We start from the raw sequence: 25,874 nt of genomic DNA on the forward strand, positions 1-25,874 counted from the left end.
CGGGACACACGCAGGTTATGTCGGACAAAAGCCGGCCGCTGGCCGTCGGCTCGATCAAGGACGCTCATGACACCGACCCTCCTCCCCGCCCTCCGCGCCGCCGCCGGGGACGCCCCCGCCACCACCGCCGGGCAGGGGCAGCTGATCCTCGCCGCCGTCGTCGGCATCGCCGTGATCGTCGTGCTGATCACCTGGCTGAAGCTGCACCCCTTCGTCTCCCTGCTGATCGGAGCGCTGACCACGGGCCTGATCGCGGGGCTGGCGGCGGCGGACGCGGTCGCCAGCTTCGCGCTGGGGTTCGGCAACACCATGGGCGGCGTCGGCATCCTCATCGGCCTCGGCGCGATGTACGGCAAGCTCCTCGCCGACTCGGGCGGCGCGGACCGCATCGTGGACACCCTCATCGCCCGCTCGAGCACTCGTGCGCTGCCCTGGATGATGGGCTTCGTCGGCGCGCTGATCGGGCTGCCGATGTTCTTCGAGGTCGGGCTCGTGCTGCTGATCCCGGTCGTGATCCTGGTCGCCCGCCGGAGCGGTCTGCCGCTGATGAAGGTGGCGATCCCGACGCTCGCCGGCCTCTCGGTGATGCACGGCCTCGTCCCGCCCCACCCCGGACCGCTGGTCGCGATCGACGCGCTCGGCGCGAACCTCGGCGTGACCCTCGCGTTCGGCGTCCTGGTCGCGATCCCCACCGTCGTCGTCGCCGGCCCGCTCTTCGGCCGGGTCGCCGCCCGCTGGGCGCCGGTGGAGACGCCGCCGCTCTTCGGCGAGGGCGCGGGCGAGACGCGCGAGCACCGCCCGGGCTTCGCCGCCGCCGTCGCGAGCATCCTGCTGCCGGTCGTGCTGATGCTGGGCAAGGCGATCGCCGACATCGCGGCCCCCGGATCCACGGACGCCTGGAAGGGCGCCCTCGACTTCCTCGGCACACCGACCATCGCGCTGGGGATCGCGCTCCTGGCCGGTCTGGTCCTGCTCGGACGCGGCGGCCGGATGAACCGCACCGAGCTGCAGGCCTCGCTCTCGAGCTCGCTGCCGCCGATCGCGGGCATCCTGCTCATCGTCGGCGCGGGCGGCGGTTTCAAGCAGGTCCTCGTCGACACCGGGATCGGCGGGGTGGTCGCCCAGCTCGCGGAGGGGAGCGGCGCCTCGGCGCTGCTGCTCGCCTGGCTCGTGGCCGTCGTGATCCGCGTCGCCACCGGCTCCGCGACCGTCGCCACCGTGACCGCCGCAGGGATCCTCCAGCCGCTGACCGAGACCATGGACGGGCCGATGGTCGCCCTCATGGTGCTCGCGATCGGCGCCGGCTCGGTGTTCCTGTCGCACGTCAACGACGCCGGGTTCTGGCTGGTGAAGGAGTACCTCGGGCTCAGCATCGGCCAGACGCTCAAGACCTGGACCGTGATGGAGTGCCTGGTCTCGGTGACCGGGCTCGCCGGGGTCCTCCTGATCGGTCTCTTCGTAGGAGGTATCTGATGACCGCTCTTCCCACCGTCCCCGTCCGCGCCGTCGTCGTCATGGGCGTCTCCGGCAGCGGCAAGTCGACCGTCGCGTCGCTCCTGGCGCGCCGCCTGGGCTGGGAGTTCCTCGAGGGGGACGACCTGCACCCGCAGGCGAATGTCGACAAGATGCACGCCGGCATCCCGCTGACCGACGAGGACCGGGCGCCCTGGCTGGCCGAGATCGCCCGCGTGGTGGACCAGCGGATCGCCGCGGGCGGCTCGGTCGTCGTGACCTGCTCGGCCCTGCGCCGCCGCTACCGCGACGTCCTCCGCCGCGACGACCTCGTCTTTGCGCACCTCGCGGGATCGAGGGACCGGATCGCCGGGCGGCTCGCCTCGCGGGTCGGCCACTTCATGCCGACCACGCTGCTCGACTCGCAGTTCGAGGCGCTCGAGCCCCTCGGTGACGACGAGCTCCACGTCACGGTCGACGTGGGCGGCGCTCCGGAGGAGGAGATCGCCGAGATCCTCGGGGGGCTCGGCCTCGCGCCCGCGGGCGCCTAGAGCAGCAGCGACTCCACCGGCACGGCCGGGAGGTCGAAGGCCGCGGCGACGGCGGTGTTCGTCACCCGGCCGTCGTGGGTGCTCAGGCCGCGGGCGAGCGCCGGGTCGGCGGCCAGGGCGGCCCGCCACCCGCGGTCGGCCAGCGCGAGCGCGTAGGGGAGCGTCGCGTTGGTGAGCGCGCGGGTCGAGGTCTCGGGGACGGCGCCGGGCATGTTCGCGACGCAGTAGTAGACGCTCCGGTGCACGGGGAACACCGGGTCGTCGTGCGTGGTCGGACGCGAGCCCTCGAAGCAGCCGCCCTGGTCGATCGCGATGTCGACCAGGACCGAGCCCGGCTTCATCGTGGCGACCATCTCGTCGGTCACCAGCTTGGGCGCCTTGGCGCCCGGGATGAGGACGGATCCGATCACGAGGTCGGCGTCGGCCAGCTGCGCGGCGATCTCGTAGGCCGAGGAGGCGCGGGTCTGGATCGCGCCCTGGAAGCGGTTCTCGAGCTGCGCGAGGCGGGGGAGCGAGAGGTCGACGATCGTGACGTCGGCCCCCATGCCGAGGGCGTTCGCCGCGGCGTGCTCGCCGGCCGTGCCGCCGCCGATCACGACGACCTTCGCCTTCGGAGTGCCGGGGACCCCGCCGAGCAGCGTGCCCCGTCCGCCGACGGCACTCATGAGGTGGTAGGCGCCGACCGTGATCGACAGGCGCCCGGCGACCTCGCTCATCGGCGAGAGCAGCGGCAGCCGCCGGTCGTCCAGCTGGACCGTCTCGTAGGCGATGGAGGTCGTCCCCGCCGCGAGCAGCGCATCGGTGCACGGGCGGGAGGCGGCGAGGTGGAGGTAGGTGAAGAGCACCTGGTCGCGGTGCATCCGCGGGTACTCGGCCTCGATCGGCTCCTTGACCTTGAGGACCAGCTCGGACTCGCCCCAGACCTCGTCGGGCCCGTCGACGACGAGGGCGCCGGCGCGGCGGAAGTCGTCGTCCGACACGCGCGAGCCCAGGCCCGCGCCGGCCTCGACGAGGACCTCGTGGCCGCGGCGCACCAGCTCGTGGACGCCGGCCGGAGTGGCGGCGACCCGGTTCTCGTTGTTCTTGATCTCGGTGGGGATCCCGACGCGCACGGCGGCTCCTTCGCTGCGGCCCGCGGGGCGGGCGGTGGGCGCCGATCCTGCACCGGCTCTGCCCCCATCGTGCGAAGATCGTGCCCGGAGCGGAGGAACTCCGCAGGATCGGTCGGAAGTCACCGCACGGGCCGAAGGTTCGTCGGCGGAGTGAGGGAGCGGGCGCATGCCACCGAAGGATCTGCACGACCTCGACGACCTGGATCCGGTCGATCGGACCCTGGTGCGCCTCCTCCGCGCCGACGCGCGGACGCCCAACAGCCGGCTCGCCGAGCGCGCCGGCATCGCCCCGTCGACCTGCGTCGCACGCGTCCGGGGCCTCGTCGAGCGCGGCGTCATCACCGGCTTCACCGCCGAGCTCGACCCGGCGGCGCTCGGCCTGACCCTGCAGGCGCTGATCAGCGTCAGCATCCGCGTCGGCCAGCGCCAGGCGATCACGCGCTTCGCGGAGGAGATCCGCGCGCTGCCCGAGGTGGTGCAGGTGTTCTTCCTCGGCGGCTCGGAGGACTTCATCATCCACGTCGCGGTCCGCGACTCCAGCGACGTGCGGGACTTCGTGGTCTCGAACCTCTCGGCGAACCCGGCGGTGGCCTCGACGCGCACGAGCCTGGTGTTCGACCACCACCGCAAGGGCCCGGCGGTCCCCGAGTAGCGCGGGCAGGCGCGGGTCCGAGCGGCCGCTCGGCCCGCGTCCGTCCCTCGGGGCTAGTGCGCCCCGGGGTTCACGTCGCCGCCCCCGCGCTGCATGAGGCCGGGGATGCGCTTGGCGAGCCCCGGGATCGCCTCGTCCGAGATCGAGATCCGCGTGTCGCGCAGGCGCTGGCGCAGCAGGGTCTCGACGTCCTCCTCCGGTCGCAGCTCGGCGTCGCCGGCGACCTGCAGCAGCACGCCGCGCAGCTTCTCGTCGAGCTGCGCGTCGTCGCTGCCGTGCTGGATCGGGTGGTCCTGGGATGCGTTCGTCATGCCTCCATGCTGGCACCGGCGACCCCGTGCCGAGAGGACTTGCGCCGCGGCAGGATGGTCGCATGCCGTTCACCCGCGCCGAGCTCGCAGCGTTCCAGGACCGCACCGTCGAGGACCTGCTGGGTGACGACGTCCGGCTCCTCTTCGTCGGCATCAACCCGGGACTGTGGACCGCCGCCACCGGCGCGCACTTCGCCCACCCCGGCAACCGCTTCTACCCGGCGCTCGTCGCGGCCGGGATCCTCGAGCGCGCGCCGCGCGTGTCCGAGGGGATGAGCGCCGCGGACCGCGCGGAGCTCGTCTCCCGCGGCGTCGGCATCACCAATCTCGCCTCCCGGGCGACCGCCCGCGCCGACGAGCTGACCGCGGAGGAGCTGCGCGAGGGCGCTCAGCGGCTGGTCGCCACCGTGGAGCGGGTGCGGCCCCGGGCCGTCGCGGTCGTCGGCATCACCGCCTACCGGATCGCGTTCGGACGCCGCAGGGCGGTGCAGGGCAGGCAGGAGGAGGACGTGGCGGGCGCGCCGCTCTGGGTGCTGCCGAACCCGAGCGGCCTGAACGCGCACGACACCGTCGCCTCGCTCGGGCGCGCCTACCGCGAGCCGGCGCTCGAGGCGGGGATCGTCTCTTCCGACGCGCTCCTGCCCGGGGACGTCGGACCCCGCCCGCAGGAATAGCCGTCGACCCCCGGAGGTTGCAGAAGTCCATGAGTATGCATGAAGTCAAGTTCGGCGTCGACACGTTCGGCGACGTCACCGCCGGCCCCGACGGCGCCCCGCTGCCGCACGGCCAGGTCCTCCGCGACGTGGTCGAGGAGGGAGTCCTGGCCGACCGGGTCGGCATCGACTTCTTCGGGATCGGCGAGCACCACCGCGCCGACTTCGCCGTGAGCGCACCGGATGTCGTGCTCGCCGCCATCGCGGCCCGCACCGAGCGCATCCACCTCGGCTCCGCCGTGACGGTCCTCTCCTCGGACGACCCGGTGCGCGTCTACCAGCGCTTCGCCACCCTCGACGGACTCTCCGGCGGCCGGGCCGAGGTCATCCTCGGCCGCGGCTCCTTCACCGAGTCCTTCCCGCTCTTCGGCTACGACCTCGCGCAGTACGAGGTCCTCTTCGAGGAGAAGCTCGACCTCTTCCACGCCCTGATCCAGGGCGGCCCGGTCACCTGGCAGGGCACGACCCGCCCCGCGCTCACCGAGCAGAGCGTCTACCCGACCCTCGACAACGGCACCCTCCGCACCTGGATCGGCGTCGGCGGCAGCCCCGAGTCGGTCGTCCGCGCCGCCCGGTACGGCTTCCCGCTCGTCCTGGCGATCATCGGCGGCTCGCCGGCCCGCTTCCGCCCCTACGTCGACCTCTTCGGCCGCGCGCTCGACCAGCTCGAGCAGCCCCGCCTCCCGGTCGCCGTGCACTCGCCCGGCTTCGTCGCCGACACCGACGAGGAGGCGCGCGAGCTGTACTTCCCGCACCACAAGGCGATGATGGACGCCATCGGCCGCGAGCGCGGCTGGTCCCCGATGACCCGCGAGCGCTTCGAGGAGGAGGCCGGCCCCGACGGCGCCATCCACCTCGGCTCGCCCGAGACGGTCGCCCGGAAGATCGCGCGAACGGTCGAGGCCCTGGGCATCGACCGCTTCGACCTCAAGTACAGCGCCGGGACGCTGCCGCACCCGGCGATCATGCGCAACATCGAGCTCTACGGCACGCAGGTCATCCCGCGGGTGCGCGAGCTGCTCGCGCACTGACCCCCGCCGGGCGCCCGTTCCCCCGCTGGGCGCTCGGCGCGTTCCGAGCCGACGCGGTGCGCGCTCCCACCGGGCGCCCGGCCCGCGTCGATACACTCGGAACCCCCCGCCCCGACCCTCCCGGAAGCACATGCCCGACAGCCACGCCGCCCGCACCCCCTACGAGGTGCTGGGCGTCGCCGCCACCGCGTCCGACGACGAGCTCCGCCGGGCGTACCGGCTCCGCCTCCGCGAGACCCATCCGGACACGGGAGGCGACGCCGCGTCGTTCCACGCGGTGCAGCTCGCCTGGGAGCGGATCGGCAGCGCCTCCGCCCGCGGCGACTACGACCGAGGCGCTCCCGCCCCCGGGAGGTCCTCCCCGCAGTCGCCGTACACCGGCTCACCGCGCCCGCAGACCGCCTCGGCCGTGCGCGCCCGCTCCTACGGTCACCCGGGAGGCGCGGCGCGCGAGTACTACCTGCGCCTGGTGCGCGAGTGGCTCGGCCGCGGCGTCGAGACCGAGGACCCCTTCGACCCGGCGATCGTCCGCTCCGCTCCTCGCGAGGTCCGCTCCTGGCTCGCGAAGGCTCAGGCCGAGGAGGCGACGGCCGCGCTCGTCGGCGCGCTCGGCATCGCCTACACGATCTGGAACGACGTCGCGGTCGGCGACGGCGGGCTCAAGATCGACCACCTCGTGCTCGGGCCGGCCGGCCTGCTCGCGCTGACCTCCGCCGACTGGGGCGACCCGGTCCGCCTGAGGAAGGGCGAGCTCGAGGGCCCCGGGATCGCCGAGGACGAGAAGCCGATCGCCTCGCTCGCGAAGGCCGCGCGCCGTCTCGGCCGCGAGCTGGGCGTCCGCTTCTCGACGAGCGTCGTGGTCGTGCCGGACGAGGCGCTGGAGCAGCCGTTCGAGCAGGTCGAGCGCGGCAGGCACCAGGGCGCCGTCGTCATCCGCCGCTCGCTGCTGCCGCAGCTGCTGCGCTCCGGCACGGACGACCCGCGGCTCGGCGGGTACGGCGAGTCGTTCGAGGTCCGCACCCGCGTGCAGAACCGCATCCGCTTCGTCTGACGCCGCGCTAGCCGCCGCTCGCGACCGGGGCAAGGGGTTAGCGCGCATCCGGCGCCCCGCCCACCATGGGACGTGCCCCCGGGCATCCCACGACGAGCGGAACGAGGACGGACCATGGTGCGATTCGGATACACCCTGATGACCGAGCAGAGCGGACCCAAGCAGCTGGTGGGCTACGCGGTCGACGCCGAGAGGCTCGGCTTCGAGTTCGCGGTCTCGAGCGACCACTACTCGCCGTGGCTGACCGAGCAGGGGCACGCCTCCTACGCCTGGACGCTGCTCGGAGCGGTCGCGCAGGCCACGTCGACCATCGACCTCACGACCTACGTCACCGCGCCGACCATCCGCTACCACCCGGCCGTGGTGGCGCAGAAGGCCGCGACGCTCGCGATCCTCTCCGACGACCGCTTCACGCTCGGCCTCGGCTCGGGCGAGAACCTCAACGAGCACGTCGTCGGCGAGGGCTGGCCCTCGGTCGCCGTGCGCCAGGACATGCTCGAGGAGGCCGTCCACCTCATCCGCGAGCTGCACACCGGCGAGCTGGTGACCTGGGAGGGCGAGTACTTCCGCGTCGACTCCGCCCGCATCTGGGACCTGCCGGACACGCCGGTCGAGATCGGCCTGGCGGTCTCGGGGGAGAAGTCGATCGCCCGCTTCGCGCCGATCGGCGACCACCTCATCACGACCGAGCCCGACGCCGAGCTGATCTCGCAGTGGTCCGCGGTCCGCGGTGCGGACGCCGCCCCCTCGCGCACGATCGGCCAGATCCCGATCTGCTGGGCGCCGGACAAGGAGCAGGGAGTGGCGCTGGCCCACGAGCAGTTCCGCTGGTTCGCCGGCGGCTGGGCGGTCAACTCCGATCTGCCGACCCCCGCCGGCTTCGCCGGAGCGAGCCAGTTCGTGCGCCCGGAGGACGTCGCCGAGCAGATCGCCTGCGGCCCCGACCTCGACGAGCTCGCCCAGAGCTTCGTGCCCTACATCGAGGCGGGGTTCACCGACATCGCCCTCGTCCAGGTCGGCGACGAGCTGCAGCAGCGGTTCCTCGACGAGGCGGCGGAGGGGCTCCTGGAGCGCCTGCGCACGCTCGCCCCCTGAGGCCGCTGCCGGGTCGCGCGGTCAGAATCCGCGGAGCCGCACGATGTCGCGCCGGTCGCGCTTCGTCGGGCGGCCCGCTCCGCGGTCACGGACGATCACGCCCGGCGCGGACTCCCGGGGTGGCGGCGGGGGCGTCCGGTCCTCCATGCACTCGGCGGCCACCGGCGCACCGACCCGCTTGACCACGAGTCCGCGGACGATCAGCTCCCGGTCGAAGCCGCCGATCCGGGCGCGGACCTCGTCGCCGACCCGCACAGTCTGCGCCGCCTTGGCCCGCTCGCCGTTGACGCGGATGTGGCCGGCCCGGGCAGCGGTCGTCGCGGCGGAGCGCGTCTTGTAGATGCGCACCGCCCAGAGCCACGCGTCCACCCGCACGGCACCGGTCACCGGGATCTGCATCCCCCCAGTCTACGAACGGCGCCCGCTCGCCACCCACCCCGCGGTCCTACACTGGCCGCCGACAAGGAGGTTCCCATGAACCGAGACGACAGCATCTACACCGGAGCGGACGCCGCGCTGCGGAGCGGCGACGACCGCATGGTCGCGGCGAACGACAGCTCCGGAGCCGGCGGAACCCGTGGCGACGTCGGCATGAGCACGACGAGCGGCGAGGGCACCGGGGTCCCCACCCGCGGCGCGCCTCCGCAGAGCGGATCCCCGTCCGAGCTGCGCCCCACCGGCTTCCCGCACGCGGGCCTGGAGTTCTCGCTCGTCCCGTCCGGGCACGAGGAGTGGCGGATCGAGCACCCGGGCGGTCGCACCGTCGGCGTCCTCGCCGTCATCTCGCACGCGGGCGAGGAGTCGGAGGCCGTGTTCGTCACGCGCCGCGTCGGCTCCGAGGACGCCGTGGCCGAGGGCACCGACTGGCGCGGCATCGTCTCGGCCGTGATCAACGACGAGGCGGCGGACGAGCGCGATCCGGTCCAGCTCGACCCCACCGTCGAGCACGTCCGCGGCGGACTGATCAGCCGCGGCCCCGCGGACGTCGACGGCCTCTCCTGAGCCCTCTCTCCTCCGGGACGCCGTTCGCGCTCGGCGCGGGGCGTCCCACGGAGGAGGGTCGGACGCTCAGCGGGCGAGCAGCGCGGCGTTGATCCGGGCCGAGAGGTCGGCGTCGACGCGGCGGTCGGTCCCGTCGACGGCGCGGACGGGAGCGGCGTTGCGCGCGCTCGAGACCAGCCACGCCGCGTCCGCCGCCTCCAGATCGCCCGCGCGCAGCGGACGCACCGCCGTCCCGAGGCCGAGGCCCGGCGCGAGCGCGAACAGGTCGGCCTGCGTGGTGCCGGGCAGCAGCCCGAGGCTCGGCGGAGGAGTCACGAGCTCCCCGCCCGCCAGCAGCACGAGGTTCGAGGTCGGCCCCTCGAGCAGGTAGCCGTCGCTCGACACGAACAGGGCGTCGTCGGCACCGCGCCGGGCGGCCTCCCGCGCGGCCGCACGGTTCACCGCGTACGAGAGCGTCTTCGCGCCGGCGAGCAGCCAGGGGGACGTCGACTGCACGTCGGAGCGCAGCCCGCGGTCCAGGAGCACCACGCGCACGCCGTCGCGGCGGGCCGGGCCGAAGTCCGGGCTGGTCTGCACGAAGACGACGCCGGTGGGCCGCCCGCCGCCCTCGACGCCGCGGGTCAGGATCGTCTTCACCATCGCCTCGTCTACGGGCGGGTGCGCGGCCACCGCCGCTCCGATCGCCTCGAGCCAGGCGGCCCGGTCCGGCCGGGGCAGGTCGAGCATCCGGGCCGAGCGCTCGAAGCGGTCCAGGTGCGCGTCGAGCGCCTGCAGCCGTCCGTCGACGAGGTTGATCGTCTCGAACACGCCGTCGCCGCGGGTGAAGCCGAGGTCGGTGACGTCCAGATCGCCGCGCCCGCTCGGATCGATGCGGTGCGCGGGTCCTCCCGGCGAGTGCGCCTCGGCGTCGAGGGAGGGTCGGTCGAGGACGACGAGGGTCTCAGCGGGCATGGGCGGTGCGGTCCTTCCGAAAGCGGCGGCGGGGGGAGAAGCGGAGCAGCGCGATCGTCAGCAGGGCGCCGATCAGAGAGCCGCTGCCGTTCGAGACCAGGTCCTGCACGTCGGAGACGCGGGTCGGCAGCCACAGCAGCTGCGCGGTCTCGACGGCCGCCGACACCCCGAGCCCGATGGCGGCGGCCCACAGGCGGCGCCCCGCCGGCAGCTGCGCGGCGATCAGCGCACCGAGCGGCACGAAGAGCAGCACGTTCGCGGTGAACTCCGCCACGTCGAAGTCGAACCAGCCGGTGAGCGGCGTGGAGGCGAGGAAGGCGATGATCCCGCGGATCAGCGCGTTGGGCTCCCCGGCCGGGTAGGGCGCGGGCGTCAGCGTGATCAGGGCGATCAGCGCGAGCCAGGCGAGCGTCGCGAGGCGGAGGGGTCTCGAGCGGCGCATCGTCCGATTCTGCCAGCCCGTCGGGGTCGGGTGCGGCGGGCGCGGTGTGGGAGGCTGGAGGGCATGACCAGCGAGGACCCCGGCGCGGACGCCGTGCTCCCGCGCCACCCCTTCGACGCGTCGCTCGGCGACGGCTGGGTCGAGATCGGCGACGGACGCCGCTTCTGGGGACGCTTCGGCGCCGCCGGCCTCCTCCTGCGCGATCCGTCGGGACGCGTCCTGCTCCAGCACCGCGTCAGCTGGAGCCACTTCGGGGACACCTGGGGGCTGCCCGGCGGCGCCCGTCACCCCGAGGAGACGGCCTTCGAGGCGGCCCTCCGGGAGTCGGAGGAGGAGGCGGGCGTCCCCGCCGACCTGATCCTGCCCGTGCTCTCCAGCGTCGTCGTGATCGGACCGTGGAGCTACTCCACCGTCCTGGCCGAGTCCCGCGAGCACTTCGCTCCCCGCATCAGCGACGCCGAGAGCACCGAGCTGCGCTGGGTCGCCCCCGAGGACGTCGCCTCCCTGCCGCTGCACCCGGGCTTCGGGGCGGCCTGGCCGGGCCTGCGCGCGCTCGGCTCCTCGATCCCAGTGCTCGTCGTGGACGCCGCCAACGTGGTCGGCTCACGCCCCGACGGCTGGTGGCGCGACCGCGCCGGCGCCGCGGAGCGCCTCCTCGCCTCCCTGGCCCGCCTCGCGGAGGCCGGCGTCCCCGGCCGTCTCCTGGGGATCGACGCCGACACGGTCTGGCCGCGCATCGCCGTGGTGCTCGAGGGAGTGGCGCGCGCCGCCCGTCCGGAGGCGGGCGCTCTCACGGAGCGGCTGACGGTCCACGCGGCCGACGGCTCGGGCGACGACGCGATCGTCGAGCTGGTCGGCGCGCTCGAGACCGCGGTCGTCGTGACAGCCGACCGTGGACTGGCCGCCCGCGTCGAGGCGCTCGGGGCCGCCGTGGTCGGTCCGAGGTCGCTGCTCGACCTCCTCGATCCCGCCCGGGAATAGGCCGCGGGGGCACCCGGTTGCATCCCCCATGGCTACGACTGCGATGACCCTCGACTCCCACGACCAGACGATCGCCGACGGCATCGTCCTCATCGACTTCTGGGCCGACTGGTGCGGCCCGTGCAAGCAGTTCGCTCCGGTCTTCGAGGCCACGAGCGAGAAGAACGCCGACATCACCTTCGCGAAGGTCGACACGGAGGACCAGCAGCAGCTCGCCGCGAGCTACGGCATCTCCTCCATCCCCACCCTCGTGGTGTACCGCGACGGCATCCCGCTGATGGCTCAGCCCGGCGCCCTGCCCGCCCCCGCGCTCGACAACCTGATCGAGCAGGTCCGCGGCCTCGACATGGTCGAGGTGCGCCGCCAGTACGAGGAGGCGAAGGCCGCTCAGGAGGCCGGCGCCGCCCCGCAGGCCTGATCCGCCCGGCGCCTCGACCCGCTCCGCAGGCGGGAGGCGCCCGCAGACGCACGAGAACCCCCGGCAGCCGTGAGGCCGCCGGGGGTTCCGTCGTTCCGAGCCGGGATCAGCCGGTGTTCTGCAGCCCCGCCGCGACTCCGTTGACCGCGAGCAGGAGCAGCCGCTGGTTCTGCTCCGTCCCGGATCCGCCCGGGTCGGTGCGGAGCGCCTTCAGTGCGCGCAGCTGCAGGAGCGAGAGCGCGTTGACGTACGGGGTGCGCAGGCGCACGGCACGGCCGAGCACGCGGTGGCCCGTGAGCAGGCTCTCCTCGCCGGTGATCGAGAGCACCCACCGGCGGGTGAGCGCCATCTCGTCGAGCACGAGTCCGGCGAGGTCGTCGCGGGAGTCGAGGGCGAGGTAGCGGCGGGCGATGCCCTCGTCGGTCTTCGCGAGCGACATCTCGACGTTGTCGACCATCGTCGTGAACAGCGGCCAGGAGGCGTAGGCCTCGCGGAGCAGGTCGAGGTCGCCGACGGCCTCGAGCGCGCTGCCCAGCCCGAACCAGCCGGTCAGGTTGACGCGGGCCTGGGTCCAGGCGAAGACCCACGGGATCGCTCGCAGGTCCTCGAGCGACTCGACGGAGAGGCCGCGGCGGGCCGGACGCGAGCCGAGGGCGAGCAGGCCCACCTCCTCCTGCGGGGTGACCCGGGCGAACCACGGCGCGAAGCCGTCGGCCTTCACGAGCTCGAAGAAGCGGCGGCGCGACTCGCGGTCCATCGTCGCCGCCACCTCGGCGAAGCGCTCCGCGGCGCCCGCGTTGCGCTCGCCGACCGCGGGGGAGGAGGCGAGCAGCGTCGCTCCCGCCACCTGCTCGATGTGCCGGGTGGCGATGTCCGGGTTGCCGTAGCGGGCGAAGATGACCTCGCCCTGCTCCGTCAGCTTGAAGCGGCCGTCCACCGATCCGGGCGGCTGCGCGAGGACGGCCCGGTTGGCCGGCCCGCCGCCGCGGCCGAGCGCTCCGCCGCGCCCGTGGAACAGCGTGAGCACGATGCCCTCGTCGGCCGCCCACTGCGCGATGCGCGCCTGCGCGTCGTAGAGCGCGAGCGTCGCCGAGACCGGTCCGACGTCCTTCGACGAGTCGGAGTAGCCGAGCATCACCTCGAGCCGGTTGCCGGTGGCCGCGAGGCGCGCCTGCACCTGGGGGAGGCGGATCATCTCGGCGAGGATGTCGGTCGAGGCGTCGAGGTCGGCGAAGGTCTCGAAGAGCGGGACCGCGTCGATGATCGGCGGCTTGCCGTCGGTCGCCGCCTCGGCCAGTTCGAAGACCGTCCGCAGGTCGTCGGCCGACTGTGTGAAGGAGACGATGTACCGCCTCGCCGCGTCGGTGCCGAAGCGCTCCTGGACCTTCGCGATCGCCCGGAACACCGACAGGACCTCGAGGCCGCGCTCGTCGAGCTCCTCGCCGGCGCGGATCGCGGCGATCGTCTCGCGGTGCACCTTCGAGTGCTGGCGCACCTCGATCTCGGCGAGGTGGAAGCCGAAGGTCTCGAGCTGCCAGACGAAGTCCTGGAGGTCGCCGTACGCGGCGCGGACGTCCTCGGCCTCGACCAGGGACTCCTGGAGGGTGCGCAGCTCGGCCAGCAGCTCGGCGGCGGCGGAGTAGGCCAGCGGCCCCTCGGACCGGGTCGCGGCCAGGCGCTCGGCCGCGAAGAGCAGGACGCGGCGGTGCGCCTCGTTGGGCGAGCGCTCGGCGATGTCGGCGGCGAGCTCGGGAGCCCGCTCGACGCAGGAGGCCCAGAGCGCCTCGACGGCGGCCGACGGGGGAGTGGTCGACGCGTCGAGGGTCAGCGCGCGGCCCACGCGGCGGGCGACCCGCTCGAGGCCCATGAGGACGTGCTCGGAGGCGATGTCCACCGCAGCGAGGGTCGTCTCGGCGGTGACGAAGGGATTGCCGTCGCGGTCGCCGCCGATCCAGGTGCCCAGGCGGACGAAGGCCGGTGCGACCGGAGCCCGGGTGCCCGAGCCCTCGCCGAGCAGAGCGTCGTCGAGGCGGCGGTAGACGCGGGGGAGCACCGAGAACAGCGACTCGTCGAAGACGCTCATCGCGGTGCGCACCTCGTCGAGAGGAGTGGGCTTGGACTCGCGCAGCGGAGCGGTGCGCCACAGCGTGTCGACCTCGGCCAGCAGCTTGCGGCGGATCTCCACCAGCACGACGCCGCCCATGCGCGGGTCGTCGCGCTGCTCGAGCAGGTCGCTGATGCGGCGGATGGTCGAGGCCACTGCGCGGCGGCGCGCCTCGGTCGGGTGCGCCGTGAGGACCGGGCGGAACTCCAGTCGGGACAGGCGCGCGAACGCCTCGTCCTCCCCGAGCTCCCCGGTCAGCCGGCGCATCGAGGCGAGGATCGAGTCCTCGGGCGACTGCGCGCCGGCGTCGGCCTCGCGCCGGCGCAGCACGCGGACGCGGTGGAACTCCTCCGCCACGTTGACGAGGTGGAAGTAGCAGGTGAACGCCCGGGCGACCTCCTCGGCGCGCTCGAGCGTGAGCGAGGCGACGAACTCCTCCGCCTCCGCGGTCCCGGCGGCGTCGCCGCTGTCGTAGGCGCTGATCGTGAGCGCGCGCAGGCGCTCCACGTCCTCGTAGAGGGAGGGCTCGCCCGACTCGCGGAGCACCTGGCCGAGCAGCTCGCCCAGCAGGTGGACGTCGGCGCGGATCCTCTCGTCGAGCGGAGGCGCGGTCGTCCCGTCGGCGGAGGAGGGGGCGGTGGCGGAGGCGGGTGCTGCGGTCGCGGCGGACGCGTCGGAGAACGGATGCACGGGAGAGACCTTAGCGGCGGTGCGTATCGAGCACATGACGCCTGCGTCACGATCCGAACTGGAATGATCGAGGGGTGACCGTGACAACCGCACCCCCCGCTCCAGCCGTCCAGACCGAGCAGGCGGCACCCCATGTCGTCGTGCTGTTCGGCGCCGTCGGCGACCTGGCCCGGCGCAAGCTCATCCCGGGGATGGCCCACCTCGCGCTCTCCTCCCTCGCACCGGACCTGCAGATCGTCGGCACCTCGCTCGAGGAGCACGACGACGCCTCGTTCCGTGCCTTCGCGAAGCTGGCCTACGACGAGTTCGGGAGCCGCTCCCTGACGCCGGCGCAGTGGGACGAGTTCGCGTCCAAGCTCCGCTACGTCCCGCAGTCCGCGGGCCCGGCCGCGCTGGCCGCCGCCGTGACCGACGCCGAGGCGGTCCTCGGCCCGGACGTGAGCCGGCTGCACTACCTCAGCGTCCCGCCCAGGGCCGCGCTCTCCGTCGTGCGGATGCTCGCCGAGGCCGGGCTGGTCGAGCGCTCGCGGATCATCATGGAGAAGCCGTTCGGCGTCGACCTCGAGAGCGCGGTCGTCCTCAACGCGGAGCTCCACGAGACCTTCAGCGAGGAGCAGATCTTCCGGATCGACCACTTCCTCGGCAAGGAGCCGGCGCAGAACATCCTGGCCTTCCGCTTCGCCAACGGCCTCTTCGAGCCGATCTGGAACCGCAACTTCATCGATCACGTCCAGATCGACATCCCCGAGCGCCTGACTCTCGACCGCCGCGCCGAGTTCTACGAGTCCACCGGCGCCTACAAGGACATGGTCGTCACCCACCTCTTCCAGGTGCTGGCGTTCATGGCGATGGAGCCGCCGACCGCGCTGGAGCCCCAGGCCATCAGCGAGGAGAAGAACAAGGTCTTCCGCTCGATGCGTCCGCTGAACCCCGAGAACGTGGTGCGCGGCCAGTACATCGGCTACCGCGACGAGCCGGGCGTCGCCGCCGACTCCGAGACCGACACCTTCGTCGCGCTGAAGTGCGAGATCGACAACTGGCGCTGGGCGGGAGTGCCGTTCTACCTCCGCACCGGCAAGCGGATGGCCGAGGGCCAGCGCATCATCTCGATCGCGTTCCGCGAGCCCCCGAAGAGCATGTTCCCGCAGGGCTCCGGAGTCGGTGCCCACGGCCCGGACCACCTCACCTTCGACCTGGCGGACGCCTCGAAGGTCTCGCTCTCGTTCTACGGGAAGCGCCCCGGTCCCGGCATGCGGCTCGACAAGCTGAGCATGCAGTTCGCGCTCCAGGAGACCGACCGCGCGGGCGACGCGCTCGAGGCCTACGAGCGCCTGATCCTCGACGCGATGCGCGGAGACCACACGCTGTTCACCACCGCGGAGGGCATCGAGCGGCTCTGGGAGGTCTCCGCGCCGCTCCTGCAGGATCCGCCGCCCGTCCGTCTCTACGCGCCCGGCTCCTGGGGGCCGAACGCCATCCACCAGCTGATCGCGCCGCACGCCTGGCGCCTGCCGTTCGAGCGGGTCTGGCGCGACAAGCGCTGACCACGCCGCCGTGCGCCCCGCCTAGGCTGGGCGCATGGCGCGCACCGGTGAGGACCGGATCTGGACGGTCCCGAACGTCCTCAGCTTGGTGCGCCTCGCCCTGGTGCCGGTGTTCCTCGTGCTCGTGGTCCTCGGCGAGGACGCGCTCGCGCTCCTGACCCTCGTGGTCTCGAGCCTCACCGACTACCTCGACGGCTGGATCGCGCGCCGCTTCGACCAGATGACGCGCCTCGGCCGCGTCCTCGATCCGGCCGCCGACCGCCTCTACATCTTCGCCACCGTCCTGGGCCTCGCGGCCCGCGGACTGGTGCCCTGGTGGCTGGTCGCCGTGCTGCTCGCCCGCGACCTGATGCTCGTGGTCCTGGCGGTCGTCCTGGCGAACAACGGCTACGGACCGCTTCCCGTGCACCACCTGGGGAAATTCGCGACCTTCTGCCTCTTCTACGCGCTCCCGCTGATCATGCTGGGGCAGGCGTTCCCGGCCCTCGCGCCCGCCTCGCTCCCCATCGCCTGGGCCTTCGCGCTGTGGGGCGCGTTCCTCTACTGGTGGGCCGGGATCGTCTACGCCGTCCAGACGCGGGACCTCGTCCTGGGGGTCCGCACAGGTGCTCAGGGGTCCGACGAGGGTCACGATTCGGATACGCTGACCTGATAGGAGGTACGTCTTGGTCGAGCCCGTCGGTGGAGCATCATCCGCCCAGCACAATTCCGTTCCCGGTGAGCCGTCGACGGAGACGACTCTGACGTTCACCGACGACATCGGTGCCCAGCTCGCCGCTCTCGACAACCGCGCGTCCCGCGAGGAGGCCGAGGCCGTCGGGGCTCTGCCCTCGGGATCCGCGCTGCTGGTCGTGCGCCGCGGACCGAACACCGGCGCCCGCTTCCTCCTCGACACCGACTCCACGACGGTCGGCCGTCACCCCGACGCGGGCATCTTCCTCGACGACGTCACGGTCTCGCGCCGGCACGCCGAGTTCGTCCGCCGCGGCACGGCGTTCGAGGTCCACGACCTCGGCTCCCTGAACGGCACCTACTTCGACGGGGTCCGGATCGAGTCCGCGATCCTCACCGACGGCTCCGAGGTGCAGGTCGGCAAGTTCCGACTCACCTTCTACGCGTCCCGCGCCGACCTCGTCGCCGCTCCGGACGCGTGAGCCGTGGGCCGCTCCTCCGCGCGCGCCCTCCCCACCGGCTCCGCCGCTCTGCTGAGCATCGGGCAGGTGCTGGCCAGGCTGACCAGTGAGTTCCCGGACGTCACCCCGTCCAAGCTGCGCTTCCTCGAGGAGCAGGGGCTCGTCTCGCCGGCCCGCACCGACTCCGGCTACCGCAAGTTCTCGGGCTCCGACGTCGAGCGGCTCCGGATGATCCTCGCTCTGCAGCGCGACCACTACCTCCCCCTCAAGGTCATCCGCGGATACCTCGACGACATCGACGCCGGACGCGAGCCCGCCCTGCCGGCCGGTGTCGGGGGTCCGAGCGCCTCGCTCCTCGGCCCCGCCACGCGGTTGACCCGCGAGGGCCTCGCGGCCGAGTCCGGTGCCACGCCCGCTCTCGTCCAGGAGGCCATCGCCGCCGGGCTCGTGCGGGGCGGGGACGTGTTCGGGGACGAGGCCGTGACGACGCTCAAGGCGCTCGTCGACCTCGGCCGATCCGGTATCGAGCCCCGCCATCTCCGACCGCTCCGCGTCGCCGTCGAGCGCGAGATGTCGCTCATCGAGAGCGTCGTCGCCTCCAGCGCCCGCCGCGGAGAGGCGTCCGGCTCCGCCGGCGCTGCCGAGAACGCGGTGGGGCTCGCGACCCAGCTGGGCACGATCCGCGGGGCGATGGTGCGCAGCGCCCTCTCGCGGATCGCCCGCTCGTGAGGGCCGCGCCGCCGGCCGTCGGGCGGCCCGTGCGACACGCCGCGGCGCCGAGGCCGATGTCGTTTACTCGGCCTGCGCCGGTCGGTACGGTAGGGAGCGCGTTCGGAGGATCCGGCGTCCGGATCCGAGAGGCACAGGGATGAGAGAAGTCAGCCGCGACGTCAGCGGCCAGCGCGACCTCGTCCTGTTCACCGACGGACTGCCCGAGCTCGACGCCGACGCGGGCTACCGCGGGGCCGTCGCGGCGCGCGCCGCGGGGATCACCTACCGGCAGCTCGACTACTGGGCGCGGACCGAGCTCGTCGAGCCCACCGTGCGCGGCGCGTCCGGCTCCGGAACGCAGCGCCTCTACGGCTTCCGCGACATCCTCGTGCTGAAGCTGGTCAAGCGCCTGCTCGACACCGGGATCTCGCTCCAGCAGATCCGCACGGCGGTCAACCAGCTCCGCGAGTCCGGGGTCGACGACCTCGCGCAGACGACCCTGATGAGCGACGGCGCGAGCGTCTACCTCTGCACCTCGAACGACGAGGTCATCGACCTGCTCAGCCGCGGCCAGGGCGTCTTCGGCATCGCCGTCGGCAAGGTCCTCCGCGAGGTCGAGTCGAGCCTCGTCGAGCTCGACCACCAGTCGGTCGACCCGGGCGACGAGCTCGCCCAGCGCCGCGCCTCCCGCCGCGTCGGCTGACCGCCCACCCCTCGCGGGTCGGCCGCTGCTCCGGGGACTCCCGGGTCTCCTCCGCGCGCTCAACTGGTCAGGAGCGGACCCGCCTGCAGCCGTGCTGTGCGAGCAACGGGCGCCACCCGAGTCTCACCGTGCTGGTCGAATGGCGGGCCCCGCCCGCGTGAACCGTCCGCCGGACGCGAGCTCCCCGCCGATCACGCCCGCTAGCATGCGGGTCCGATGACGGGCTCCGTCCGTGTCCCGCCCTGCGGATCCGACGATGGGCTCCGCCCGCGCATCGAGAGTCCGCGCTGAACTCCGACGCCGAGCGTCCGCCGGCGCCGTCCCTGGCACTCCTCGGGCACCGAGCATCGCCCGCGTCCCGAGACCTCGAGCCGGAGAAGTCCGGCGGACCCGCCGGCCCTAGGTCGCGGCGGGGACCTGCTCGCCGATGCGTCCGGTGCGGATGACGCGGTCGAGCAGCAGGTCGAAGTTGTGCGCCATCTCCTGGGCGCTCTCCCCGGGCCAGACGTGGACGGGCTTCGCCGCGCCCTGCGCCTGCTGGAGGGAGGTGCGCTCCGGGAGCTGCGGGCTGAGGACGAGCGGCCCGAACATGTCGCGCAGCTCCTTGATCCGGAACTGGTGCTCCAACGACTGGACGCGGGCGCGGTTGACGATTATGCCCAGCGGCTGGAGGCGCGGGCTGAGTCCGCGGCGGATCTCCTCGATCGCCCGGAGCGCCCGGTCGGCGGCGGCCACCGAGAACAGGCCCGGCTCCGTGACGACGGCGACGCGGTCGCTCGCGGCCCAGGCCGTGCGGGTCAGGGCGTTGAGCGAAGGGGCGCAGTCGATCAGCACGAGGTCGTAGTCGGCCTCGACGCTCGCGAGGGCCTCCTCGAGCTTCCAGATGTCGCGGATGCTGGGGTGCGGCCCGTCGAAGTTGATCGCGGAGGGGCTGCCGATCAGCACGTCGATCGTGCCGTGGTGCTCCTTGGTCCAGCCGGAGGGGGCGATCGCCGAGCGGACGATCTTCTCCTTCGGCGACGTCAGGACGTCGGCGATGTTGAGGTGGCCGGCGACGTTGATGTCCATTCCGGTCGACACGTCGGACTGGGGATCGAGGTCGACGACCAGCGTTCGCAGGCCCTTCGAGAACGCCGCGGATGCAAGGCCGAGCGTCACCGTGGTCTTGCCGACGCCGCCCTTGAGGGAGCTCACGCTGAGTACATGCATGGCTGACTACTTTACGTTCCTCCGGGCGGCAGAACCTAACCGTTCGCTGCACGCGCCGTCCGCGCCGTCTCCGGAAGCGGGCCGCACTAGCAGTCGGAGCGCGCTCCGACCAAGCCGCCCGGCGCGATCCGGGCCCGCCGGTACACTCGTCCTGAGCGGAAGGAGGCTCGTTCGCATGGATGAGCGCAACGACGAACAGCCCGACACCGGCACCGGTCCCACGCCGCGGACCGCCATGGACGCGGCTCGGGAATCGGGTCAGTACTCCCCGCGAGCGAGCGACACCGCTCCGACCCTCCTGCCCGACGGCGTGCGGATCACCCCGCCCGGCCCGCGGCGCCGCTCCACCGCCCCTGCTCCGGTCGAGGACGAGGACGCGATCGACGTCGGCCGCCTCGGCCTGCCGCCCTCGCGCTCGCACGCTCTCGTGCCCCCGGAGCCGAGTCCTGCTCCGACCCCCTCACCGGCTCCCGCTCACCCGTCAGGCGCGAACGGACCGGTCTCGGCGGGGATCCCCGCCCGAGCGGAGTCCGCCGAGAAGCCCGCGGCGTCCGAGTCCGCGGGGGAGCCCGCCGCCGTCCCCACGCGCCGCGACCGCCTCCGCGCCGAGTCCTCGAGCGTCGCTCCCGCCCCGTCCGCGCCGAGCGCCGCCGTCCCCGAGTCGGCGTCGATGCTCACCCCGGACAGGCTGCTAGAGGTCAACCGCAAGACCCGTCCCGCTCCCACGGGCGGCTGGCACCGCTTCCTCTACGGCCTGACCTTCCACACGGTCAACCTCGGCGACTCCGCGAAGGTGAAGGCGTGGAAGGCGATGGACGAGCGGATCGGCCGGCAGTTCGAGGGCGGCACCCGCTTCGTCCCGGTCATGACCCGCAAGGGCGGCGTCGGCAAGACCACGGTCACGACGCTCCTGGGCATGGCCCTCGCCGACGCGCGCGAGGACCGCATCATCGCGGTCGACGCGAACCCCGACCGCGGCACCCTGGCCGAGCGCGTCCCCAAGCAGACGCGGGCGACCGTCCGCGACGTCGTGAACCGCGCGGCCGGCGTGACCGGGTTCACCGAGTTCTCGACGATGGTCTCCCGCGACGAGACCCGCCTCGACGTCCTCGCCTCCGACACCGACCCGCAGCTCTCCGAGGCCTTCGACGAGGACGACTACAACGTGGTCGCCGACCTGGTCGAGCGCTTCTACTCGATCATGCTCACCGACTGCGGCACGGGCATCGTGCACTCGGTGATGCGGCCCACGCTGCAGCGCGCCGACACGGTGGTGATCGTCTCGGGCGGCAGCGTCGACGAGGCCCGCCTGGCCTCCGAGACCCTCACCTGGCTGGACGCGAACGGCTACGGCGCCCTGGTGCGCAACGCGGTCGTCGCGCTCAACACGGCGACGCAGGGCACGAGCCTGGTGAAGCTGGAGGAGATCGAGTCGCACTTCCGCTCCCGCGTCCGCGACATCGTCCGGATCCCCTACGACCCGGTGCTCGCCGCCGGATCCGTGGTGAAGTGGGAGCAGCTGCGCGAGGGCACGAAGGACGCCGCACGCCTGCTCGCCGCGCTCGTGGTCGAGGGCATGCCGGTCCGACGTGTCTGAGCCCCGGGCTTCCGGGGCGGCGTCCGCCGCGCACCAGGACCGCACCGACGGACCCGACGCGTCCACCGACGCCTTCGACCTGATCGTCATCGGGGCCGGCTCCGGCAACTCGATCGTCGGTCCGGAGTTCGACGGCCTGCGGGTCGCGATCCTCGACGACGGGGAGTGGTTCGGCGGCACCTGCCTCAACGCCGGCTGCATCCCGACCAAGATGTTCGTCCATGTCGCCGACGTGGTCACCGACGTCGACCAGGGCGGCCCGATCGGCGTCCACTCCCGCCTGCGCCGCCCCGAGTGGGCCGAGGTGCGCGACCGGGTCTTCGGCCGGATCGACGCGATCAGCGAGGGCGGTTTCGAGTACCGCGATCAGCGCTCCCCGAACGTGACCGTCCTCCGCGAGAGCTTCGGCTTCGAGTCGCTCGGAGACGGCGACCGCCCGCACGTCCTCGTCAGCGCCAGCGGTGCCCGCATCAGTGCGCCGCAGGTGGTCGTGGCCGCCGGCTCGCGGCCCAGGCCGCTCCTCGCCGCGTACGAGCCGGACCCCCGCATCCAGGACTCCTCCTCCGTCATGCGGCTCGACGAGCTCCCCGAGCGGATGCTGATCCTCGGCGGCGGCGCGGTGGCCGTCGAGTTCGCCCACGTCTTCTCCTCCTTCGGCACGGCCGTGACCGTCGCCGTCCGCGGCGACCGCCTCCTCCGCGCCCTCAACGAGGACGTCTCGCGCCGGTTCACCGGGATCGCCGCCCAGCGGTACACGGTGCTCACCGGAGTGAGCGCCGAGAGCGTCGACGCCCGCCCTGACGGGCTCCGCGTCGCCCTCAGCGACGGCACGACGGTCGAGACCGACCTGCTGCTCGTCGCGCTCGGCCGCGACCCCAACAGCGACACGGTCGCCGCCGCCTCCGTCGGGATCGATCTGCACGAGGACGGCCGGATCAGCGTCGACACCGAGCAGCGCGTCCTCTCCGGCGGACACCCCGTGCCCGGCCTCTTCGCCCTCGGCGACGTGTCGTCCCGCTGGCAGCTCAAGCACGTCGCCAACCACGAGGCGCGCCTCGTGGCGCACAACCTCCTGCACCCGGGAGAGCTGCTCTCCGACACCCTCTCGCCGGTGCCCGGCGCGATCTTCGCCCACCCGCAGATCGCCCACTTCGGGCTCACCGCGGCCGAAGCGCGGGACCAGGGCCTGGACGTCGTCACCGTCACCCAGGAGTACGGCTCCACCGCCTTCGGCTGGGCGCTCGAGGACGACTCCAGCGCCTGCCTCCTGGTCGTCGGACTCGACGGCACCCTCCTCGGCGCGCACATCATCGGGCCGCAGGCCAGTATCCTCATTCAGCCGCTCGTCCAGGCCGCCAGCGCCGGCACCGGCATCCGCGGACTCGCCCGCAGCCAGTACTGGCCGCACCCCGCAGCGAGCGAAGTCGTCGAGAACGCCCTCCTGAGCGCGGAGGAGGCCCTGAGGGAGCGCACCACATGACCGAACGCCAGATCCGCATCTTCGGGGACCCGGTGCTGAAGACCCCGTCCACGACCATCGCGACGGTCGACGCCGGCGTCCGCGGCCTCGTCGAGGACCTCGTCGACAGCGTCCGCCCGCCCGGACGCGCCGGCGTCGCAGCCCCCCAGATCGGCGTCAACCTCCGCGCCTTCAGCTACAACGTCGACGGCGTCATCGGCTACATCCTCAACCCCGAGATCATCGAGCTCAGCGGAGACCCGCAACCGGTCGACGAGGGCTGCCTCTCCGTCCCGAACCTCTGGTACCCCGCGATCCGCTACCCGCACGCGAAGGTCCGCGGTACCGACCTCGACGGCAACGAGATCGTCCTCGAAGGCGACGGCCTCATGGCCCAGGCCCTCCAGCACGAATGCGACCACCTCGACGGACGCCTCTACCTCGACCGCCTCTCCAAGGACGACCGCCGCGCCGCCATGAAGGCCGTCCGGGAATCCGACTGGTTCTGAGTTGGATTCCGAGCCGGTCCCTGCCCGGCTCGGCGCGGTCGGCTTTTCGAGGTGGGCGCGTTCTGGGGAGCGTCGGGCGTTCCGCCGACGGGAAAGCGCTGGGACGCGCTTTCCCGGATACGGCTGTGTTGGTGGGGAGCCGGTCCTTGCCCGGCTCCACGCAGTCGGCCGCTCGAGGTGGGCGCGTTCCGTGGAGCGTCGTGCGTCCCGCCGACGGGAAAGCGCTGGGACGCGCTTTCCCGGATACGGCTGTGTTGAGGGGATCTGGTCCCTGCCCGGCCCGGCGCGGTCGGCACCGCGACAGGGGCGCGTCGAGGAGAGCGTCGGGCGTTCCGCCGACGGGATAGAGCTGGGCGCGCTTTCTCGGAGGCGGCAGCGATCGGGAAGGCCTGCTCACGACGCGGGGAGAGCGCGGGGTCAGCGGAGGGAGATGCCCTCGGTGGCGGGGGCGGCGGAGTAGACGGCGGCGATGGTGTCGGCGAAGTCGGCGAGGATGACGTTGCGCTTGATGCTCATCTTCGGAGTCAGGTGACCGCTCGCCTCCGTGAACTCGGTCGGGAGGATCACGAACTTCCGGATCGACTCGGCGCGGGACACGCGCTCGTTCGCCGCATCGACGGCCCGCTGCACCTCGGCCAGAACGACCGGGTTCACGGCCGCGTCCTCGAGTGAGAGGCCCTTGTCCTGCCCGTTGTTCGCGAGCCACGTCGGCAGCATCTCGGAGTCGAGCGTGACAAGAGCGGCGATGAACGGGCGCTGATCGCCGACGACGACGACCTGGCCGACCAGCGGGTTCGCGCGGATCGGATCCTCCAGCGCCGCCGGAGCGACGTTCTTGCCGCCGGCGGTGACGATGATCTCCTTCTTCCGCCCGGTGACGCGCAGGTACCCGTCCTCGTCCAGGGTCCCGAGGTCGCCCGTGCGGAACCACTCGCCGTCGAAAGACTCGGCCGTCGCCGCCTCGTTGTTCCAGTAGCCGCCGAAGACGTCGATGCCGCGCACCTGGATCTCGCCGTCGCCCGCGATCCGGATCGAGACCCCGGGCATCGCCGGGCCCACCGAGCCGATCTTGAACCGCTCGGTGCGGTTGACGGTGGCGGGCGCCGTCGTCTCCGTGAGGCCGTAGCCCTCGAGGATCTTGATGCCGAGGCTGTGGAAGAAGTGCCCGAGCCGGTCTCCCAGCGGCGCCGAGCCGGACACGGCGAAGCGGACGTTCCCGCCCATGGCGGTGCGCAGCTTCGAGTAGACGAGCCGGTCGAAGAGGAGGAACTGCAGCTTCAGCGCGAGCGGCACCGAGCCCGCCTCGAGCGCCATCGAGTGGGCGACGGCGACGTCGGCCGCGCGGCGGAAGATCTTCCCCTTCCCCCCGGCCTCGGCCTTCTGCTCGGCGGAGTTGTAGACCTTCTCGAACACGCGCGGCACGGCCAGGAGGAACGTCGGCTTGAAGGACGCGAGTGAGGGGAGCAGCTGCCTGGTGTCGGCCTGGTGCCCCACCTTCACCCCGCCGTGCACGCAGAGGATCGCGATGAAGCGGGCGAACACGTGCGCCGTGGTGATGAACAGCAGCGTCGACGCGCCGGGCTGGTGGATCAGCTCCGTCAGGGCGACCGCCGAGTTGCGGCTGAGCTCGACGAAGTTCGAGTGCCGGATGATGCAGCCCTTGGGGCGGCCGGTGGAGCCGGAGGTGTAGATGATCGTCGCGATGTCGGTGCCGGTCGCCAGCGAGCGGCGGCGCTCGATCTCGGCGTCCGGCACGTCGACGCCGCGCGCGACGAGCTTGTCCAGATCGCCCAGCCCGATCTGCCAGGCGAGTCGGACCTCGGGAAGGTCGGCGCGGATCTCGTCGAAGCGGGCGAAGTGCTCGGGGGTCTCGACGATCACGGCGTGCGCGCCGGAGTCGGCGAGGTTCCACTGCACCTGCGCGGGGGAGGAGGTCTCGTACACCGGGACGAGGATCCCGCCGGCGAACCAGACGGCGAAGTCGATCAGCGTCCACTCGTAGCGCGTCTTGCAGATCAGCCCGACCTTCTCGCCCGGCTCGAGGCCGGCGGCGACGAAGCCCTTCGCGAGGGCCGTGACCTGGTCGAGGAACTCCTGCGCCGTCACATCGCGCCATCCGTCGCCGTCGGGCAGCGCGAAGAGCGGGCGATCGGGCGTCTCGCGGACGCGGTCCAGCAGGAGGGCGGTCGTGTTGGCCTGGGGATCGGCCGGAACCACCAGGGGGGAATCGAACTGGTCCACGGCAACTCCTTCGGTACCTGAATGAACGTCGTCTCCACCCTACCGGCGCGGCGCAAGCTGTGGATCCGTTCAGGGTAACGATCCAGGGGTGGCTCCGCGAGGAGGGCCGACACGCGTCGCCGGGTCTCGCCGCTGAGCCGCATCGGAGCGCTCGCGGTCACTACACTCGTCCTGGCCGCCGCTCAGGGCGGCCCGCCGACGCTGCCGCGCCG

At 72.9% G+C, this 25,874-nt stretch carries 26 protein-coding genes; 18 read left to right on the forward strand and 8 right to left on the reverse strand.

Translation table 11 applies throughout. From position 1 onward, the window contains the following. Positions 1 to 66 precede the first annotated feature (66 nt). Positions 67 to 1,473 carry a GntP family permease gene (locus C5D36_RS08670; protein WP_104273301.1) on the forward strand — a complete coding sequence of 469 codons (1,407 nt, stop codon included), beginning with the start codon at positions 67 to 69 and terminating at the stop codon, positions 1,471 to 1,473. Continuing rightward, positions 1,473 to 2,003, forward strand: coding sequence for a gluconokinase (locus C5D36_RS08675; RefSeq protein WP_104225392.1), 531 nt, complete (start codon positions 1,473 to 1,475; stop codon positions 2,001 to 2,003). The genes C5D36_RS08670 and C5D36_RS08675 overlap by 1 nt, the downstream gene beginning before the upstream one ends. Here C5D36_RS08675 and ald read toward each other — a convergent pair. Beyond that, positions 2,000 to 3,115: an alanine dehydrogenase gene (ald, locus tag C5D36_RS08680; RefSeq protein ID WP_104292453.1), complete on the reverse strand. Its 1,116-nt coding sequence runs from the start codon at positions 3,113 to 3,115 to the stop codon at positions 2,000 to 2,002. The genes C5D36_RS08675 and ald overlap by 4 nt on opposite strands. Before the next feature lie 166 nt (positions 3,116 to 3,281). Here ald and C5D36_RS08685 point away from each other — a divergent pair, with 166 nt between their 5' ends. Continuing rightward, a complete protein-coding gene (locus C5D36_RS08685) occupies positions 3,282 to 3,767 on the forward strand; it encodes an Lrp/AsnC family transcriptional regulator (RefSeq protein WP_104222560.1) in 486 nt (161 codons plus the stop codon). 53 nt (positions 3,768 to 3,820) lie between these two features. Here the strand turns inward: C5D36_RS08685 and C5D36_RS08690 are convergent, their stop codons facing one another. After that, positions 3,821 to 4,078: a hypothetical protein gene (locus C5D36_RS08690; RefSeq protein ID WP_104222561.1), complete on the reverse strand. Its 258-nt coding sequence runs from the start codon at positions 4,076 to 4,078 to the stop codon at positions 3,821 to 3,823. Between the two features lie 62 nt (positions 4,079 to 4,140). Between C5D36_RS08690 and C5D36_RS08695 the strand changes: the two genes are divergently transcribed. From C5D36_RS08695 to C5D36_RS08710, 4 genes are all read left to right on the forward strand, one after another. Next, positions 4,141 to 4,752 (forward strand): mismatch-specific DNA-glycosylase, encoded by a 612-nt coding sequence (locus C5D36_RS08695; RefSeq protein ID WP_104222562.1) that lies wholly within the window; start codon positions 4,141 to 4,143, stop codon positions 4,750 to 4,752. A gap of 35 nt (positions 4,753 to 4,787) precedes the next feature. Next, the gene (locus tag C5D36_RS08700) at positions 4,788 to 5,822 is read left to right on the forward strand and encodes an LLM class flavin-dependent oxidoreductase (protein WP_104225389.1); all 1,035 of its coding nucleotides are present in this window, start codon (positions 4,788 to 4,790) and stop codon (positions 5,820 to 5,822) included. A 130-nt stretch (positions 5,823 to 5,952) separates the two neighbouring features. Then, entirely contained in the window at positions 5,953 to 6,873 is a 921-nt protein-coding gene (locus tag C5D36_RS08705) for a J domain-containing protein (RefSeq protein ID WP_104292455.1), read from the forward strand. Positions 6,874 to 6,987: 114 nt separating this feature from the next. After that, positions 6,988 to 7,968 carry a TIGR03557 family F420-dependent LLM class oxidoreductase gene (locus tag C5D36_RS08710; protein ID WP_104295632.1) on the forward strand — a complete coding sequence of 327 codons (981 nt, stop codon included), beginning with the start codon at positions 6,988 to 6,990 and terminating at the stop codon, positions 7,966 to 7,968. Between the two features lie 21 nt (positions 7,969 to 7,989). Here C5D36_RS08710 and C5D36_RS08715 read toward each other — a convergent pair whose 3' ends face one another. Then, positions 7,990 to 8,367: an RNA-binding S4 domain-containing protein gene (locus C5D36_RS08715; protein ID WP_181072827.1), complete on the reverse strand. Its 378-nt coding sequence runs from the start codon at positions 8,365 to 8,367 to the stop codon at positions 7,990 to 7,992. 75 nt (positions 8,368 to 8,442) lie between these two features. Here C5D36_RS08715 and C5D36_RS08720 point away from each other — a divergent pair, with 75 nt between their 5' ends. Then, positions 8,443 to 8,970 carry a hypothetical protein gene (locus tag C5D36_RS08720; RefSeq protein WP_104295633.1) on the forward strand — a complete coding sequence of 176 codons (528 nt, stop codon included), beginning with the start codon at positions 8,443 to 8,445 and terminating at the stop codon, positions 8,968 to 8,970. A gap of 66 nt (positions 8,971 to 9,036) precedes the next feature. Here the strand turns inward: C5D36_RS08720 and C5D36_RS08725 are convergent, their stop codons facing one another. Further along, complete coding sequence (locus C5D36_RS08725; RefSeq protein WP_104295634.1) at positions 9,037 to 9,921, reverse strand: aminotransferase class IV; 885 nt, start codon at positions 9,919 to 9,921, stop codon at positions 9,037 to 9,039. Then, a complete protein-coding gene (locus tag C5D36_RS08730; RefSeq protein ID WP_104295635.1) occupies positions 9,911 to 10,363 on the reverse strand; it encodes a VanZ family protein in 453 nt (150 codons plus the stop codon). The genes C5D36_RS08725 and C5D36_RS08730 overlap by 11 nt, the downstream gene beginning before the upstream one ends. Before the next feature lie 63 nt (positions 10,364 to 10,426). On the opposite strand from C5D36_RS08730, the gene C5D36_RS08735 reads away from it, so the two are divergent. Beyond that, complete coding sequence (locus tag C5D36_RS08735) at positions 10,427 to 11,344, forward strand: NUDIX domain-containing protein (protein WP_104295636.1); 918 nt, start codon at positions 10,427 to 10,429, stop codon at positions 11,342 to 11,344. Between the two features lie 28 nt (positions 11,345 to 11,372). Continuing rightward, on the forward strand, positions 11,373 to 11,762 hold the full coding sequence (gene trxA / locus C5D36_RS08740) for a thioredoxin (protein WP_104225382.1): 390 nt from the start codon (positions 11,373 to 11,375) through the stop codon (positions 11,760 to 11,762). A 106-nt stretch (positions 11,763 to 11,868) separates the two neighbouring features. Here trxA and C5D36_RS08745 read toward each other — a convergent pair whose 3' ends face one another. Beyond that, positions 11,869 to 14,592, reverse strand: coding sequence for a phosphoenolpyruvate carboxylase (locus C5D36_RS08745; RefSeq protein WP_104222571.1), 2,724 nt, complete (start codon positions 14,590 to 14,592; stop codon positions 11,869 to 11,871). A gap of 44 nt (positions 14,593 to 14,636) precedes the next feature. Here C5D36_RS08745 and zwf point away from each other — a divergent pair, with 44 nt between their 5' ends. The 5 genes from zwf (at position 14,637) to C5D36_RS08770 (ending at position 18,647) form a co-directional block, all read left to right on the forward strand. Further along, positions 14,637 to 16,100, forward strand: coding sequence for a glucose-6-phosphate dehydrogenase (gene zwf / locus C5D36_RS08750; protein ID WP_104225448.1), 1,464 nt, complete (start codon positions 14,637 to 14,639; stop codon positions 16,098 to 16,100). Between the two features lie 34 nt (positions 16,101 to 16,134). Continuing rightward, positions 16,135 to 16,752 carry a CDP-alcohol phosphatidyltransferase family protein gene (locus tag C5D36_RS08755; RefSeq protein ID WP_104295637.1) on the forward strand — a complete coding sequence of 206 codons (618 nt, stop codon included), beginning with the start codon at positions 16,135 to 16,137 and terminating at the stop codon, positions 16,750 to 16,752. Between the two features lie 13 nt (positions 16,753 to 16,765). After that, complete coding sequence (locus tag C5D36_RS08760) at positions 16,766 to 17,254, forward strand: FHA domain-containing protein (RefSeq protein ID WP_104222573.1); 489 nt, start codon at positions 16,766 to 16,768, stop codon at positions 17,252 to 17,254. A gap of 3 nt (positions 17,255 to 17,257) precedes the next feature. Further along, the gene (locus tag C5D36_RS08765) at positions 17,258 to 17,962 is read left to right on the forward strand and encodes a MerR family transcriptional regulator (RefSeq protein WP_104222574.1); all 705 of its coding nucleotides are present in this window, start codon (positions 17,258 to 17,260) and stop codon (positions 17,960 to 17,962) included. A 139-nt stretch (positions 17,963 to 18,101) separates the two neighbouring features. Continuing rightward, positions 18,102 to 18,647: a MerR family transcriptional regulator gene (locus C5D36_RS08770; RefSeq protein WP_104222575.1), complete on the forward strand. Its 546-nt coding sequence runs from the start codon at positions 18,102 to 18,104 to the stop codon at positions 18,645 to 18,647. A 399-nt stretch (positions 18,648 to 19,046) separates the two neighbouring features. Here the strand turns inward: C5D36_RS08770 and C5D36_RS08775 are convergent, their stop codons facing one another. Beyond that, positions 19,047 to 19,856 carry a ParA family protein gene (locus C5D36_RS08775; RefSeq protein ID WP_104222576.1) on the reverse strand — a complete coding sequence of 270 codons (810 nt, stop codon included), beginning with the start codon at positions 19,854 to 19,856 and terminating at the stop codon, positions 19,047 to 19,049. 175 nt (positions 19,857 to 20,031) lie between these two features. On the opposite strand from C5D36_RS08775, the gene C5D36_RS08780 reads away from it, so the two are divergent. The 3 genes from C5D36_RS08780 to def are packed head-to-tail and all read left to right on the forward strand — an operon-like array spanning position 20,032 to position 23,421. After that, positions 20,032 to 21,453: a MinD/ParA family protein gene (locus C5D36_RS08780; RefSeq protein ID WP_258062898.1), complete on the forward strand. Its 1,422-nt coding sequence runs from the start codon at positions 20,032 to 20,034 to the stop codon at positions 21,451 to 21,453. Then, positions 21,446 to 22,933, forward strand: coding sequence for a mycothione reductase (locus C5D36_RS08785; protein WP_104295638.1), 1,488 nt, complete (start codon positions 21,446 to 21,448; stop codon positions 22,931 to 22,933). Before C5D36_RS08780 ends, C5D36_RS08785 begins: the two co-directional genes overlap by 8 nt. Next, positions 22,930 to 23,421 carry a peptide deformylase gene (def, locus tag C5D36_RS08790; RefSeq protein ID WP_104295639.1) on the forward strand — a complete coding sequence of 164 codons (492 nt, stop codon included), beginning with the start codon at positions 22,930 to 22,932 and terminating at the stop codon, positions 23,419 to 23,421. Before C5D36_RS08785 ends, def begins: the two co-directional genes overlap by 4 nt. A gap of 417 nt (positions 23,422 to 23,838) precedes the next feature. Here the strand turns inward: def and C5D36_RS08795 are convergent, their stop codons facing one another. Beyond that, a complete protein-coding gene (locus C5D36_RS08795; protein WP_104247148.1) occupies positions 23,839 to 25,662 on the reverse strand; it encodes a long-chain fatty acid--CoA ligase in 1,824 nt (607 codons plus the stop codon). Positions 25,663 to 25,874 lie beyond the last annotated feature (212 nt).

This window comes from Rathayibacter sp. AY1C6, assembly GCF_002931535.1.
Taxonomy (GTDB): Bacteria; Actinomycetota; Actinomycetes; order Actinomycetales; family Microbacteriaceae; genus Rathayibacter.